The organism is Nocardia sp. XZ_19_369, from assembly GCF_015355715.1.
GTDB lineage: Bacteria > Actinomycetota > Actinomycetes > Mycobacteriales > Mycobacteriaceae > Nocardia.
In genome coordinates this window covers 204,572-219,186 of sequence record NZ_JACVED010000014.1, presented here as the reverse complement: position 1 = coordinate 219,186, position 14,615 = coordinate 204,572, and the positions used below count along the sequence as shown (strand labels likewise).

Sequence of the window (14,615 nt, the reverse complement as noted above, 5' to 3'; positions counted from 1 at the left end):
ACCAACTCCTCCACGTCATGCTCGTTTTCGTTCACGCCACCTCGCCTCAACTGCACGACCCACGACCGGTGCCGCGGTACCCACGCAGTATCCCCGAACACCGGCCGCGCACCCGGCAGCGACCGCGCCGCGCGCACGCCCCTCACCCACCACCACCGACGAGGCCGCCGGCACGACGTGCACGCCCAGCCCCCACCCTGCGCCAGTCCGCGGCGCCGGTCCGGCCACCGCATCTGTCATCAAAGCTGTTGCCGCGCAACATATTCAGGTGAAAACCGGAATCCGTACAGCCATGCTTGCGCGGCGGGCCCGGCGCGAGACGAGTAGGCATCGCATCCTCTCCCAATTTCAAGACTGTCTTGAAACTGTCGTATCGACGATATAGGCTCGGCCCCACTCCTTCAAGACAGTCTTGAAGATCGCGGGGTTTCCCCCTTCACTTCCCCCAGGAGCCGTCATGAACCATCCGGCACCCATCGCCCTCCAGGCCACACCCGCCACCGGCACCGCCCGCGCCCGCGGAGTGCTCCGCAAGGGCGAAAAACCCTACCTGCATTACGAATTCGGCGCTGACCACACCGGCACCATGGCCCTGACGCTGACCACCGCGCCCGCCAGCAACGACCAACCCGTGCGCATCAGCCTCGACGACACCGTGCTCACCGAACCCACCCCCGCACGCTCCTGTGCCTGCCCCGAGACCGCTGAAACGGTCCTCGACGGCGTGCACGTGCGCCACCTCGACCTCATCGCCTGCGCCGGACCCCGCACCTACGCCTGGAACACCCACGGAACCCTCACCACCGGCAACCTCGCCGCCTACGCCCGCGAATGGGAACAACGAGTCACCGACAACGACCACGGCGTCGACACCGCCGCCGTGCTGCACACCATCACCGGCACCCTCGTCGACCGCTACCGCGTCCACATCACCTACCTGCGCCACGACCCCGGCCTCGGCCTCGTCTTCGAACTGTCCACCGGCGACGAACGAGTCATCGCCACCATTGACGCCCACACCTGACAACCAGCCCACCAAACCCCCTGCCGCACACCAACACTCCCCGAACAGGAACACCCTGATGAACGACCGCGCCCTCACCACCCTGTCCGCCCTCACCGACACCGACACCGACACCGACACCGACACCCTGCCCCCCTGAGCCCGAGTCGTCATCACACTCGCCGTCCTCGCCTTCCTCGCCTTCCTCTTCCGCTGACACCCCACCGACACCAACCAGCCCGGACACACCACCCGGGCTCCCCCGGCCTTCCGGACCACCACAGATCGGAGAACCACCATGGCCGACCCTTGCACCGATGAGGCCGTGAACCTCGAAATCGTGGCCCGGATGCCGTGGCTGGCCGAGCCGGAATCGATGTGGTCCATCACCGGCACCTACGGCCGCGGCGCTGGCACCTTCCACGACTGCCTGGCCATGGTGGCGCCCTTCGACACCACCGACGGGCACCGGGCCTTCGTCCTGATCCACCCCGACGAGCACGCCGATCCGGACTGCCCGGGCCGGCTCATCGCACCCAATCAGATCTCTCACGCTCGCCGCCTGCTGCTCGTCGACGCCGACGACCCGCGAACAGCCCACTTCGCCGACGAGCAACACCTGCTCGACCACACCCGCGACCGACCCGCGCGCTGACCAGCCACACCGGCCGGAGCACACCCGACCTCTCGGACTAGCAAACCCATTGCCACACACCATGTCCCAACATCGAACACCGTCAGGAAGAAGACCCCGATGAACCGTCCTCACGCGTTCACCCTCACCCTCGCCCCCGTACGCCCCTGCACCATCGACACCACCGCGCTGGCCGCGTGGGCAGCCACCGAGGTGCCCTACTACCAGATCCTCGACCCCGACCCCGATTCCCTCGACGACGATCTGCCCGGACTCCTCCACGACGCCATCGCGCGCGGTGTGTTCATCCACGACCCCGCGCTCGACATGGAACTGCACACCGACCTCTTTGACGATCCCGGCTACATCATCACCGTGCGCAACCACCACGACCCCGCACCCCGGACCGGGATCAGCAGCCAGCACACACCCCTGATCCCCGCCGACGCGCAGCTGTCCCTCGCCGACGCCATCGGCCACTACCTGCGCCACATCCGCGACACCACCAACACCCTGCTCGGCCACCCCACCGAGCCCGAGCCCGAGGCCCCGCTCGTGACCGTGGATCCCGACGCGCCTCTGCCCCCGCTCACAGCCCTCGAACGCGGCGACGTGCCCCTCGAGACCGAATTCGGCAACCACCCCACCATCAGCCTGCTCCTCGAACAGCACGACGCCTTCGACGACTACTTCGAATGGGCCAGCGAACGCATCGAAGTCCTCACCGCAGTGACCACCGCCCTGACCAGCCACCGCGACACCCTCACCCCCGCCACACCCGAACACACCGAACTCGACACCCTGCTCACCGAACTCACCACCCTCACCGCCGACCTCGACGTGAACGACGAGGACGCCACCATCGACGCCATCGACCAAGCCCGCGCACGACTCGAACGCCACCTCCACCACGCCATCACCGCCGCCCGCCGATAACCCCCGCGCGACCCCGTGGCCGCCCCCCCGGGCGGCCACGGCCACGCCACCACCGCCGAACCGGACACCTGCCGAGTCGCGCTGGAACACAACCACATCCACCGGCACCCACACACCCGGTCGGCATCACCACCACAGCCAGCCCCACCCGATGCCACCCTCACCCCACCAGGCCCCCACCCGCGAAGGAGCAGATTCCCGTGACCCACGGCGCCGAGATCAACTTCCGACCCCCCACCAGCCGCCGAGACATGATCAGAAACGCGATCATCGGCGCCCGCCACCAGCACAAAGACCGCTTCACCGCCGTCGACAGATACCTCTCCGACCCCCGAGACCACGAAGTCACCGTCGAACGCATCGACAGCGACAGCGAGCTGTGGCGCGACACCGCCACCGGCCGACACTGGACCCTCACCCCCCACAACCAACTCCAACCCGCCCTCGAACCGACAGACATGGGCGAACGACTCCAGGACCGGACCGAAGCACACGACAACGAACTGCCCGACGAGCCCGTCGACGACGCACTCACCGCAGCCACCACCGGCCACCACCACACCGACAACGACAACGACAACACCTACAACCCCCACCGCGCGCAACTCGCCCAATGGCACGACGACCAACTCGACGCCGCCGACCACGACCCCAACCCCTTCGACGGCACCTACTCCGAAATCTGACACCACGCCTTTTCTTCGCGCCACCGAACGCCGAAACCACCTGCCCCGCACGGAGCCCGACCCACCAGGGGACCGAACGAGGCATACACGGCCTGCCGTCACGAATACCTTGGGGCACAACATGTCCAACACATCAAGTTCGCACAGCCACAGAGGGGACACCGAGACCATGAACGAGATCGAACCGCTACAGCAGGTAGAAGTACTGACCGACCCGGCGCGAGTCTGGATCATCGCGCGCGAGGAATACGCAGACCGCGAACCGATCGCGGTAGTACAAGGCACCAAAGACGACGCCGAACGCTACACCGACCACTACAACGCCACCCACCCCTGGCACACACCCAGCGACAAAGCCCACGTCTGGACCGACACCGAACTCATCACACCAACAACCCAGTAATAACAACCCCTCCCACACCGAAACCCCGCCGGCACAGCACGGCACGATCAACCCCACGGCCCCGCGCGAGGTTCGTTCACCGCGGTGGACCGTGACGCGGATCGCGTCACGCCGAGCACTACACACCCGCTCTCCGCGTCACCGGCCAAGGCGCGCGCCCACCAACCCACAGCACCTCGGTGCCCGGCGGCGCGGCGTAGGCCGGTTACACCAGCGAATCCTGTTGTGCGCGCGGCCCGTAGTGGATCTCGAAGATGTTCTGCTCCTCATCCACCGAGACCGAATGGCTCTCGACATAGTCGCGCCAGCCATCGGGCCAGCGCGTGGTCACCGCCGACCAGCGCAGTCCTTCGAGCGGGACTCCCTCCAGGTCAACCTCACGCAGATCGGCGCCGATGAAATCGTTCAACATCCGCTCGAAACCGGCCAGGTCTGCGGCGATCGCGGCCAACGCCTGGGTGACACGGCCGATGGGATCAGACGCCGAAGCGAGATCCGCCTGCTCACCTGCCATGAACTCCAGCACGTATACGCGCATGGTAGCGATCCACTGCGCACCGAACGCACCGGCACCGCGAGTGTCATCAACCCACCTCATAATGGCGTCGACCCCACGGGAAACGCTGCCAGCCGGAACACGGTGCGAAGGCGTGGACAAAGCTTCCGCGAGGGCCCCAAGGATCTGGTCTCTGCTCGGTCCGGTGTCGGTGTCGGTGTCGGTGTCGAACCATCTCGCGATGGCTTCGGCCGTACGGGGATCGGGACCATTTCGGTCCTCGGCACCGACGTCGTGCTGCTCGTCCTCGGCGGCCTCGGGTGACTGATTCTCGGGCTCGCCAGTGAGAGCCACATCGACAGTCCATCCCTCGTCGTCGCGGGCTGGCAGCACGAAAGTGAAGTCGCCACTGCGGATCTCGGTCGGGCGCGGCAACGCTTGAGCCTGCGGGAAGAGTGCGTTGAACTCGTCGTGGAACTCCTCCAACCGCCGATCGCGCAGCGCGCGTGACACCTGCAGATCGAGCTGGGACCCCTGTTGGTCGAATTCCGTGCTGAGCCGCAGGGCCATTCGCGCCGCCGCACCCAGTTTGTGCGCATATTCGGCGCGGATGCGCAGCCGGTCCGGCACCGGCACGTTCGCCAGATCGTCCACGGCCCGCTGCGCCGACCCCGGGTCGGTGGCCGGTGAGGCGGATTTGGGTGCGTTGGGCAGGATCGCGGCCAGCCCGGCCTCGACATCGAAGCGCGCGCCCACACCATCGAGCAGGCGAGTGTGGCGGTCGGGCAGCTGCACCTCCCGCAGCCCCGCCTCCAAGTCGAGTCGTTCGGCAAGGCCGTGCAGGAAATCGGTGTGCTGCCCGGCCAGCCACCGGCCCATCACCGTGAAGTCATGAGGATTTGTCATCGCGCACCTCCATCCAGCTCAGTTGCCAGGGCACGGCGGGCTTTGCGCAGGTTCGAACGCACAGTCGCCGGATTGAGCCGCAACAGCTCGGCGATCTCGACGCTGCTGTAGCCCTCCATCGTCCACACCATCACCTGACGTTGACGCGGCGGCAGCGCCCGCAGCAGCCGGTAGTAGTGGTTGTTCTCGATCCACTCATCGATGCCGGAGTCCGCGGCCAACACCGCCGAGCGCTCACCGAACTCCGCGATCAAGTCTTCCTCGATCGCCGCCATACGCCGCGCCAGCGCCCGGCTGGCGGTGACCCGCGCCCACGCCATCGGCTTGGTGACCACAGACCACGATCGCCACAGCTTGATCATCACCTCCTGCGTGATCTCCGCGGCATCGGCCGGCCGGGCGCCCTGCAGGACCAGGAACCCGATCAAACGGGGAGCGGACTCGCGATAGAACGCGGCGAAAGCCACCTCCTGCTCGACTACCGAGGGCGAAAGCTGCCCTGGCACACGCACTTCGGCGTCGATCTGGTCAGGTTCGTCCATGTCGTCCCCGATTCCTCGTCGGTGCCGCTATCCCGGGTGGCGGCCCCACCGACACCTGGGTGTGCACGCCACCGGGGCCGTGTTGTGAATCAACGGTGCTGCCGCGCGGCAGAACCCGGGCCAGCTCAACGACCTCCCGGCGGTGCTCGGCCCGCTCGACCGCCCTCCACCGTAGCCGTAGCCACGACGCCAGCACCGCCAACACATTGCCTCCCACACCTGCGGCCACAACAGCCAGCACTGCATCACTCATGCCAGGTAGAGCCACACCGACACCCAAACGTGCACCCACCCCCCCCCCCACAAATTCCGTTTCAGGTGGCGCCCCACGCCCAGCGCAACCCCACTACAACCCAGCCCACCACCCGAGACCCAAGACCGCGCTACACAGCGACCACCACTACCCACCGGCCCCGCGCCGGCCCGATCAGGTGACGCCCCACACCTGGCGCAGATACGTGTTGGCCTGCTCGAGCAACGCACCGACCACGGCACCACTGCCCGGCGCCAACCGGGCACCCGTCGAGGCCAACCGCACCCCCACCTCGGCCAACTCGGTGTCGGTCAGCATCATCCGGCCGGACCCGCCGAGCAGAAACGCCTGCGCGGTGCTCAGCGCCACCCGACCATCGCCATGCACCACCAGCACCGCCCGGCCCGGGGTCTTCTGCCCCGCCAGCAGCAACGCCACCACATGCACCGCCGTCAAACGCGGGACACGCGAAACCACCGTGTTCGCCATGAGCTATCACCGCTTCCCGACTCGAAGTGCGCCACACCATATTCCACCGCCCGCTCCGCCCACCGCCGAGAAAAGCGCACCCCACGTCCCGGCAGGGCATCACCAACACCCGGCCGCGCCCGTGCCGACAACCATCACGAACACCAACCCCACTCCGGGCCGGTCCGACCACACCAGCACGGCAGCGCAGCAAAACTGTTGGGCTACAACATGACTCGTACTCGAAACAACACGCCGCGACGCGACGCCCGGCCCAGCACCCACGAAACAGACTCCGGCGCAACGTCCGCCGCCGACCACAACACCGTCCAGTAGCAAGTAAGCGCGTAACCCACTGCCACACAACAACTTCCATGGAACACCCGGCGCAAGACAGTCACCGCGCCACCCGAAATTTCTGTCCCGATTGCCTCCCCTGCCCCGGATTGCATGTTAGCATCATAACATGCTAACAATCGTTGGCAGCGGGAACACCAGACACCCGCACCCGCCGAAAGGGCAACTGTCATGTTCTGGCGACTCTTCAGCCTGTTCCGTAAGTCGTTTTCGTCGTTCGAGCCAGGTTCCGGTGGCGGCCAACTGCTGACCGAGGCCGACCTGATGGGAACCGAAACTGAGCCTCGCCCACTGCGTTACATGCCCGACTACCCGTGCACGGTCTGCAATGCGTTCCCGTCACAGGGAACCATCCACTTCCGCAACCCGGACACCCACTACGAGCTGTGGGTGTATCGCCTCCAGTGCCCTGCCGGACACCACTGGCAAGTCAAGACCGACGGCGGGTAACCCGCCCGACATAACTCATCGGCCGCCGTCGCCACACAGGTACCCACCGCATTGGCACCACCTGTGCCGGACGGCCAGCCCCGGAACGACCATCGATCGACGCACGATCACCGAAACACGGAGAACTAAATGCCCTGGCTGTTAATCATTTCCGCGATACTGGCGATGATCGCTACCACGCTGCACCTGGCATCGCGTCGGCTGCGAAAACTCCCCAACTCCGATAAGGAAGATCGCAGCGACGCGGGAACCTCCCGCACCCTGAGCATGGGCGCGGGCATTCTCGCGCTGATCCTCCTCGTCCTGTCGTGTGTGACCATCGTGTCCACTCGAAACGTGGGTATTGTCACCAGTTACGGCAAGCCGGTCGGAACCCGCGCCAACGGATTGCAGCCGAAATGGCCGTGGCAGAAAGTCTCCGAACTCAACGGCACAATCCGCACCGACAACCAGATCGGCGGATGGAAGGACGCCCGCTGCGACGGCTCGACGGCAGTGCGGTTGGCGAACAACTCCACCGCGTGCGCTGACAACACCATCCGATGGCGGATCGTCCCGACCGCCGGTGACGCCTTGTTCCGGGATTACCAGAACGACAACAACATTCGCGACTCCCTAGTGACGCGAGAGTTGAACGCCACCCTGAACGCGGTGTTCGCCTCCTACAACCCGCTAGACCCGAAGTCGGTGGGTGGACCGAACCTTACCGAGCTGTCCGAGCAGGTCACCACACGCCTGCGGGACAAGATTCACGACCAAATCGAAGTGCAGAACGTGATCATCTCGATCATTCATTTCGATCAGCAAACCCAGGAGAAGATCAACGCCTTCCAGGCACAGATCGCCAACACCCGGATCGCGGAGGAGTCCCAGCGCACCGCCGACGCACAAGCCGAAGCCAACCGGCGACTGGCGGCGTCGGTGTCGAATGACCCGAACGTACTCGTGGCCCGCTGCCTGGACCTCATCGCATCCAGCAAGCCGATACCGCTCGGATTCCAATGCTGGCCCGGTAGCGGCCTTCCCGTCACAATCCCGGCGCGGTGAACACCTGAGCACAACAGCCCAACACCAAATACCAACTCCTTCAGGAGAACCCGCATGACCGACAACCCCCGCAACAACGTTCCCGAGATCGGCACCCACCCCAGCTTTGCGTTTCCCGCCGAGTACACCCTGCGACGCTCCACCTTCGACGCCCTCACCCAGACCCTCACCGCCCACTTCCCCGACAGCCCCGACACCAACCAACCCAGCCGCACCTACCCCGACTACCGAAACATCGCCACCGAGGACGGTCCCGCAACCTGTTTCGCTATCCGCTGCGCCCATCACTGGGTCGCTTACGCAACCTTCGCCACCGCAGCAGCCATCTTGGCCGACGAGATCCCCACAACCCCCACCCTGGCCGACCTCGACACGGCGATGCTCGAACTCACAGCACGCCAATACCTCTGGATCAACGGCAACAGCAACGTCATCCTCTACTGGCCCACCATCACCGTCGCCCCCCGATAGGTACCCGGCGTCGCGCCCTGTCCAGCCGAGACCTGCGCAGACCAGCATGCCGACAACACATCAGCCACGAACTATTCAATTCCCCAAGAGTTCACAATGACCACCTTCATCGACAACAAAACAGCGGAGACGGAAGATCCAACCTTTGGCCCCATGCGGGGAGCAACGCCGTGACCGACTGGACTCCCAATGAACTCGACCTTCTTCGTCTGCTCAGCCGCGACATAGGGCACTGCATCGCCGACCCCGACCATGGCATCGCACACCTGCGTGACAGCCACGGAAGCGGCGGCGGTAGCGGGTTCGGCTACCGGTACACCCGAACCTCGATCGAGGGACTCTGGCACGAATGGATCCCCATCGCCTGGGCGCCCGCCGGTGATCGCCGAGGGCAGGGACAGCCGATCCACTGGCGTAAGGGGGCACTGCTGCGTTCAGCCTCCATCAGCTATCCCCGGCTACACCGATGGTGCACTGCGCTACCCGCCAATGTGCGCGAACAGGCAATCGCCCACTGGCGCACCGCACCCCACAACACCCGCAACCTGCCCGCACTGGACAACCTCGCCAGCACTCTGCTGCATCACCACCGCCTAAGTGGCCCGACCCAGCCCGCCCTGTTCGACATCGAGGAACACACCTATGCCTGACCGGCCGACAGAACCCCAACCCACCCGCTCGCCCACTGTCTCAAAACCCGAACAACCCCGCACCCTCGCCGCGCTGCCAGCCCAGATCCGTCATTTGCTCGCCCTGGCCCGCCGGGCCGTGCGAAGACCACCCAGGCCGCAGGAGTTCCTCCAGCTCTCCCGTCCTGACGGCACGCCACCGCTGCTGGTGCCGATGCCACCCGGCGGCTATTACACATTCGACACCACTGACCCCGACACCATGTGGCTCATTGTCTTCCACCAAACGGGCCGTGAGTACTCGCGGATCCGCCTTTCCCTCATATCGAAACCGTCAGCAGCACAGCCACTTCCAGTTGACGAGGCGGCGAAATCCAACCCTCCGCAACACACGTGAAATCGCCATCACGACAACACGAGATACAGGACAACACCATGTCCCCAGACCCGGAATACATCCTCACCATCGTCCCCACCCAACAGGGCTACGCGAAGTACCCGAACTGGCGCTTGGGGGGATCAGTCGCCGTGAAGGACAGCGACGATCTGCAACGCCGGAAGGCCGCGGCCGACAAGTGCATCACCACCGGTGACATCTCCTCCTACACCATCAAAAAGTATCGCGACCTCGAAGAACAACAACTCACCGAACGCTTGCGCCAACTCGCCCTTCAAGCTGAAACGACAGCGGACACAAGCTGTCGCCCGTGAGCTTTGAACGACCCACTGAACCGACCCACAACACCCGCCCACCAGCCACCGCACTCCCCTGGGTCCCGGCTACAGCGCCACGGTGAGAGGAACCACTGATGAACATCACCCCAGACCGTCACCGTTCCCTCGACTGGCTCACCGACCCCCTCACCGAAATCGCCTACCTGCGGCGTGCACTCACTCTGATCGGCACCGACTGTCCGGTCTTCACTGGTACATACACCTGCACCGACCCCATCTGGGGGCGCAGCCCGTATGCCCGCTACGCCGCCGACCAGTGGTGCGAACACTGCATCGCGCGCACCGCCCTCACCGGCACCGGGTTCCCCCTCCGTGGCACCAGCGGCGTCGAAGAAATCAACAACAATGACATCATCGACGTCACCCACCCCACCGCCGCACTACTTCCATCGCCCGACTCGCCTTCGCCGCCAACGCCGGAACACGATGTCGAACGGAGCCCTGCCTCCTTGGAAACGCCCATGACCGAACCCGCCACCGTCTACATCGCCGAAGCAATCTGGTTCGGCGAAGACCCGGTCGGCGGACGCAACCGCCTCGCGGTATGCAGTAGCCTCGACGTCGCGCTGCATGCCCTGCGCACCCATCCCATCTACGGCGACCCCAGTCTGAGGGCCACCGAAACAACCAGCGCCCTGGGCACCCTTCCACATACCCGCACCTGGGCAGTACACCGACCCGACGCCGAACCCGACGACGACGGCGTCCTCTGGATCACCGCCGAAGCCATCACCAGCACGAAGATTGCTGCTGAAGAACAGACGTAGGCATCCTTCGGTGCCGAGGCGGCGTTCTCGTCAGCGCACACCGACGATGAACATGCGGGGCCCTCATGCCGGACCCGCACCGATGTCTTCCCCGCCAGTTTCGACCGCACCGACATCGACCGCAAAAGCTGCGGCAGGTTCGGAGAGTCGCACCCCGCTCGCGCCATGACGCGCGCGCGTTTTCCCGGCGCCGAGCACCGCCGCCCTAAGCTCACCGGCGTCGAGCACCTCCTGCACCAACGCACGCTGTTCGGGCGTGGCAGCGAACGCCATTCCTCCTCCAGTTCCGGAGCCATCGAAACCGTTTGAATCTGGCAGGGGCGCAGCATGTTTGGCTATCACCGAGGCAAGGCTGCGGAGACGTCGCGCGTCCCAGACCAGGTTCGGTGTCGGCCGGTCCGCCGTGGCGTCGACGCCGTGGCGGTGGCCGTTTCGGTGCTCGGCCAGCTCGGTCATGACGGTGGCGCGCTGATCGAGTGCCTCAGCGACAGCGCTGATGGCCGCGCGCATCTTGTCAGTGGTGTCGGCTACCACCGCGGTGTCGAGGAGCTCAGCGGCCGACAGCTCGCAACGTTGCAGGATGTGGCGCACGCCGGCAAGGCTCTTGGCCGTGGGGACGAACATGCGATGGGCCTGGGCCAGGTCATAATTCGGGTTCTCGGGCTCCCAGCTGCGCCCGGCGTCGTAGCTGCGTTGAGGACCGTCGAGGCGATGCCGCAACATCATCGTGCTGCGATAGCGGTCGACGTGGTGGAGCCCGTATCGCAGTGCACCGGCCAAGTCCGGCCGGGAGGTGGTCCTCCAGCTCGCGTAGCGGCCAGCCCAGTCATACACCTCGAAGTGGCCGTAGCGGTGCCCGATGTGGAGCTCTCGACCGGCGAACACCAGGGTGTGCGTGCGGGGCGGGCTCTCGACGTAGCTGACGTCGGCGGGGATCTGCACACCGGCGACCTCACGCGTCCCGAGTGCGGTTGTGGGTGTGATGTCCGGGCGATCACCGACGGTGGCGGCGCGGCGATCGAGCTCTCGATCAAGCGGCAGAGGTGTCGGATCGCGGGCCACCTGGTCGAAAGAGGTGATGCCCCAGGGTGTTTCCCGGTAGATGGTGGTCTGCTGGTAGGCGGGCGCGACACCGAGGTCTGGGGTCTCGATCATCACTCGCAGGTGCGGGTCGATGGCCGCCACCGCGGCCGTGCGGAGCAGTTCACACAACGCCGCGGGTTCGGTCCGCATCCAGTCGGCAGTGTCTCGGGACTGAGAGACGTAGAAGTCCACAATCTTGCAGATCGCGAGCGGATGCCAGCGCGCATCGACCAGGGTCGGTGTGTATTCCGGTGTCACGATCGGAGTCCTGGGATCGATCAGGTCGCCGTGATCGGCCGGGTCGGCCGATCGGCGGTTCTGCCTCCACAGCATCGAACCGACCAGCCGTGCCGAACCCGGATCGAGAAGATCGTGTTGTATCGCCGCGTTGATGATCGCGTCGATCTGGGTATTGGTGACCAGAAGCGACGACACCGTGGACTCCTTCCATGTCGAGGACGTCCTTTGAACCATCCTGACTGACCTCGTACCGACCCCGTTTGCGACCCCAAGTGCGCCGGCGATCGCGGCTCCAGGCACTGCCCCGTGAGGCTACGGCCGAGCAGCGTTGCGGTGACCGCGAAGGCACACCGCCCGTGTGCCCGCCGAACCACGAACTGCCCGTACCCATACATCGGTCCGGTTCCGCAGGACACCCAGGATGAGCTGGCTGAACCGTCACGAGTAGGTGGTGAGTCTGCCAGGATGACTACGTGAGCACTGAGTCAGCAACGGTTCTCGCGATCGAGTGGAAGGACTATGGTCCTTTCGTTCAAGGGGCTGCGGTGGTAATCGCGTCTTTCGTCGGAGCGACCATTGCTGGCCATTACTTGACGCGAAATTCTCAGAAGACGCCGTACGAGCATCTTGAAATGCTGGCGAAAGCGCGAGCTGAGTGGCCAGATGACCTTGACGGTCGCGATGCGTTGGATCGGTCCATAGCCCATGCATTGGCGCAGATCAGGGTCATAGAGGGCGATACCGCCTACCCCCTCCCTACCAAGGCGGCACGCGAAGCTGACCAGCGAGTCGCGAGCCAGCGACGCAGCGATGCCTGGCGAGACGTACGTCGGGGGATTGGCCTTGTAGTGTCGATGTCGGCCTGCATGGCCTGGATTTGGTGGACCGAAGCCTCCGATCCAGCGGCACACGTGATGTTCCCTTACGTCGTGGTTGACGGCTGGCTATTCATTGGAGGGCTTTGGTTTTTTGTCACGGGGACTTCTACACTCCTCGGCATGCGCGGCGGTCAGCCTAGCCGGACCGTTCAGAAGGACTCCAGCACATAGCAAGTCTGAGCTGACGGCTCCTCGGGCTCGTCCTTGGATCGGGTTTCCGCTATGTCTGGCCCTACATCGTTTGATCCCGTACGCTTGCAAGCGCTCATCCTCCCTGTGAGGGTTCGCAACGAACTGAACTTCAGATGAGTCTGGGGATCGACAAGTTGCCTCATTGCCCCTTCGAGGGGACATGATCACGAAACCCCCGGAATCTCCGGGGGTTTCGTCGCATCCGGGCAAAGGCGGCTCCTGAACCATGCACACCCACCCAGCTCTACCCGAACGTGGCCTGCGCGGCGATCTCTGCGCGGCGGTAGTCGATGGCTGGCTCCAGGATGATCATCAGGACAACCGAATCCCTGACTCTCCCCGCCATTCAGAGGTGAATCGCATTGAGCGGCGTCATTTTTACTACCCGGAACCGCACTTCGTCCGTGCACGGCAGCGAGCGGGCATATGGGTTGCATCTCGCGATCAAGCTGACTGTCGCGGTACTGGATCTCGACAGTCGCGAAGGCGTTCAGCGCGCCCGGGAGTTTCTTCCGGTGGAGGCGTTTATGCAGTTCCCTGGGGACACCGGGCCCGCCGCCGCCTTCAAGCGCTGGGCGTCGGCCGGCTCCTTCATAGACGACAGCTACTTGACGATCGGCGACACACAGGAGCCGATCGGTGAGGTCGTCCTCAACACCGGGATCGCCGTAGGCAGCGACGCGGTGGCCCTGCTGACCCGTCTCCATGGCTCCGCCGAGGACGGCCTGTATGTCGCCGCTGCCGATCAGCAGTGGCTGGCACACATCATCACCGAAGGTCGACGCGCCAACATCCTGCGACAGGGCAAAGGCTGGGAATCCGTCGTCGCTCACCTATCCGAAGACCCCGGCAGTGACGTCCTGATCACCAGCTCCCACACGGATGTGCCAAGAATCCAGCTCCGCGCCACCGGCGCAGCGCACGAAGAAACCACTGGTGACGAATGGGATCGGATCACGGACGAGTGGAAAGCCCGCCCTGAGACTGAGCGTTGGGATCAGAGCATCGACGCGATCCGAAACGAACGGAACCCCGACGGCCGATGGTGGCTGACCCTGGCACCGGACACCTTCCACAAACCTGCCTACCGGAAGGGACTCTCGATGTTCGACGCTGTGCTCCCGGCGCCTGAACCTGCGACGGCCCCAGGCCTTCGCTGACCGCGTTGATGACCTAGGCCAAGTCCCCGAATCCCGAACTGTGACGTCGGTTGTCCGCCAATCCTGGTGGCGTGGCGCCCCTTACGCCGGTTGCCGCGGCCACGACGACCTCGCGGTCGTCGCGCGTTTCCGGACCGTCCAGTCCCCCACGATGCGTGATGGCGGACTCCTGCCTTCCAAACAAGAGTCCGCCGATCGTCCCTGTGCTCGACCGCATGCCAATGCCGCGAGTCCGGGAGCAGGAAAGGCCCGCCGCGGAGGGCAGCCTCTCCGTACTCC

18 protein-coding genes are annotated in these 14,615 nt (G+C 65.1%); 14 read left to right on the top strand and 4 right to left on the bottom strand.

Annotated features, from left to right (window positions below; all coding sequences use genetic code 11):
* The first annotated feature begins 457 nt into the window (after positions 1 to 457).
* From IBX18_RS39965 to IBX18_RS39940, 6 genes are all read left to right on the top strand, one after another.
* On the top strand, positions 458 to 1,024 hold the full coding sequence (locus IBX18_RS39965; protein ID WP_194838613.1) for a hypothetical protein: 567 nt from the start codon (positions 458 to 460) through the stop codon (positions 1,022 to 1,024).
* A complete protein-coding gene (locus tag IBX18_RS39960) occupies positions 1,008 to 1,163 on the top strand; it encodes a hypothetical protein (protein ID WP_194838612.1) in 156 nt (51 codons plus the stop codon). Before IBX18_RS39965 ends, IBX18_RS39960 begins: the two co-directional genes overlap by 17 nt.
* 138 nt (positions 1,164 to 1,301) lie before the next feature.
* Positions 1,302 to 1,658: a hypothetical protein gene (locus IBX18_RS39955; RefSeq protein ID WP_194838611.1), complete on the top strand. Its 357-nt coding sequence runs from the start codon at positions 1,302 to 1,304 to the stop codon at positions 1,656 to 1,658.
* 99 nt (positions 1,659 to 1,757) lie between these two features.
* Positions 1,758 to 2,573 carry a hypothetical protein gene (locus IBX18_RS39950; protein WP_194838610.1) on the top strand — a complete coding sequence of 272 codons (816 nt, stop codon included), beginning with the start codon at positions 1,758 to 1,760 and terminating at the stop codon, positions 2,571 to 2,573.
* A 200-nt stretch (positions 2,574 to 2,773) separates the two neighbouring features.
* Positions 2,774 to 3,259 carry a hypothetical protein gene (locus tag IBX18_RS39945; protein ID WP_194838609.1) on the top strand — a complete coding sequence of 162 codons (486 nt, stop codon included), beginning with the start codon at positions 2,774 to 2,776 and terminating at the stop codon, positions 3,257 to 3,259.
* Positions 3,260 to 3,428: 169 nt separating this feature from the next.
* The gene (locus IBX18_RS39940) at positions 3,429 to 3,662 is read left to right on the top strand and encodes a hypothetical protein (protein ID WP_194838608.1); all 234 of its coding nucleotides are present in this window, start codon (positions 3,429 to 3,431) and stop codon (positions 3,660 to 3,662) included.
* 205 nt (positions 3,663 to 3,867) lie between these two features.
* Here the strand turns inward: IBX18_RS39940 and IBX18_RS39935 are convergent, their stop codons facing one another.
* The 3 genes from IBX18_RS39935 to IBX18_RS39925 all read right to left on the bottom strand — a co-directional run bounded on the left by IBX18_RS39935 (position 3,868) and on the right by IBX18_RS39925 (position 6,348).
* A complete protein-coding gene (locus IBX18_RS39935; RefSeq protein WP_194838607.1) occupies positions 3,868 to 5,064 on the bottom strand; it encodes a hypothetical protein in 1,197 nt (398 codons plus the stop codon).
* Positions 5,061 to 5,606 (bottom strand): RNA polymerase sigma factor, encoded by a 546-nt coding sequence (locus IBX18_RS39930; RefSeq protein ID WP_194838606.1) that lies wholly within the window; start codon positions 5,604 to 5,606, stop codon positions 5,061 to 5,063. Before IBX18_RS39930 ends, IBX18_RS39935 begins: the two co-directional genes overlap by 4 nt.
* A gap of 427 nt (positions 5,607 to 6,033) precedes the next feature.
* Positions 6,034 to 6,348, bottom strand: a complete 315-nt coding sequence (locus tag IBX18_RS39925; protein WP_194838605.1) for a hypothetical protein — start codon at positions 6,346 to 6,348, stop codon at positions 6,034 to 6,036.
* Positions 6,349 to 6,855: 507 nt separating this feature from the next.
* On the opposite strand from IBX18_RS39925, the gene IBX18_RS39920 reads away from it, so the two are divergent.
* From IBX18_RS39920 to IBX18_RS39895, 6 genes are all read left to right on the top strand, one after another.
* The gene (locus IBX18_RS39920) at positions 6,856 to 7,134 is read left to right on the top strand and encodes a hypothetical protein (RefSeq protein ID WP_194838604.1); all 279 of its coding nucleotides are present in this window, start codon (positions 6,856 to 6,858) and stop codon (positions 7,132 to 7,134) included.
* A 129-nt stretch (positions 7,135 to 7,263) separates the two neighbouring features.
* Positions 7,264 to 8,181, top strand: a complete 918-nt coding sequence (locus IBX18_RS39915) for an SPFH domain-containing protein (RefSeq protein ID WP_194838603.1) — start codon at positions 7,264 to 7,266, stop codon at positions 8,179 to 8,181.
* Between the two features lie 54 nt (positions 8,182 to 8,235).
* Positions 8,236 to 8,652 carry a hypothetical protein gene (locus IBX18_RS39910; RefSeq protein ID WP_194838602.1) on the top strand — a complete coding sequence of 139 codons (417 nt, stop codon included), beginning with the start codon at positions 8,236 to 8,238 and terminating at the stop codon, positions 8,650 to 8,652.
* A gap of 170 nt (positions 8,653 to 8,822) precedes the next feature.
* Positions 8,823 to 9,302: a hypothetical protein gene (locus IBX18_RS39905; protein ID WP_194838601.1), complete on the top strand. Its 480-nt coding sequence runs from the start codon at positions 8,823 to 8,825 to the stop codon at positions 9,300 to 9,302.
* A gap of 414 nt (positions 9,303 to 9,716) precedes the next feature.
* Entirely contained in the window at positions 9,717 to 9,992 is a 276-nt protein-coding gene (locus IBX18_RS39900) for a hypothetical protein (protein ID WP_194838600.1), read from the top strand.
* Between the two features lie 98 nt (positions 9,993 to 10,090).
* On the top strand, positions 10,091 to 10,783 hold the full coding sequence (locus tag IBX18_RS39895; protein ID WP_194838599.1) for a hypothetical protein: 693 nt from the start codon (positions 10,091 to 10,093) through the stop codon (positions 10,781 to 10,783).
* A gap of 63 nt (positions 10,784 to 10,846) precedes the next feature.
* On the opposite strand, the gene IBX18_RS39890 is transcribed toward IBX18_RS39895, so the two are convergent.
* A complete protein-coding gene (locus IBX18_RS39890; protein ID WP_194838598.1) occupies positions 10,847 to 12,301 on the bottom strand; it encodes a hypothetical protein in 1,455 nt (484 codons plus the stop codon).
* A gap of 278 nt (positions 12,302 to 12,579) precedes the next feature.
* Here IBX18_RS39890 and IBX18_RS39885 point away from each other — a divergent pair, with 278 nt between their 5' ends.
* Together IBX18_RS39885 and IBX18_RS39880 are read left to right on the top strand one after the other, a co-directional pair.
* Entirely contained in the window at positions 12,580 to 13,155 is a 576-nt protein-coding gene (locus IBX18_RS39885; RefSeq protein WP_194838597.1) for a hypothetical protein, read from the top strand.
* A 383-nt stretch (positions 13,156 to 13,538) separates the two neighbouring features.
* Positions 13,539 to 14,336: a hypothetical protein gene (locus IBX18_RS39880; protein ID WP_194838596.1), complete on the top strand. Its 798-nt coding sequence runs from the start codon at positions 13,539 to 13,541 to the stop codon at positions 14,334 to 14,336.
* Positions 14,337 to 14,615 lie beyond the last annotated feature (279 nt).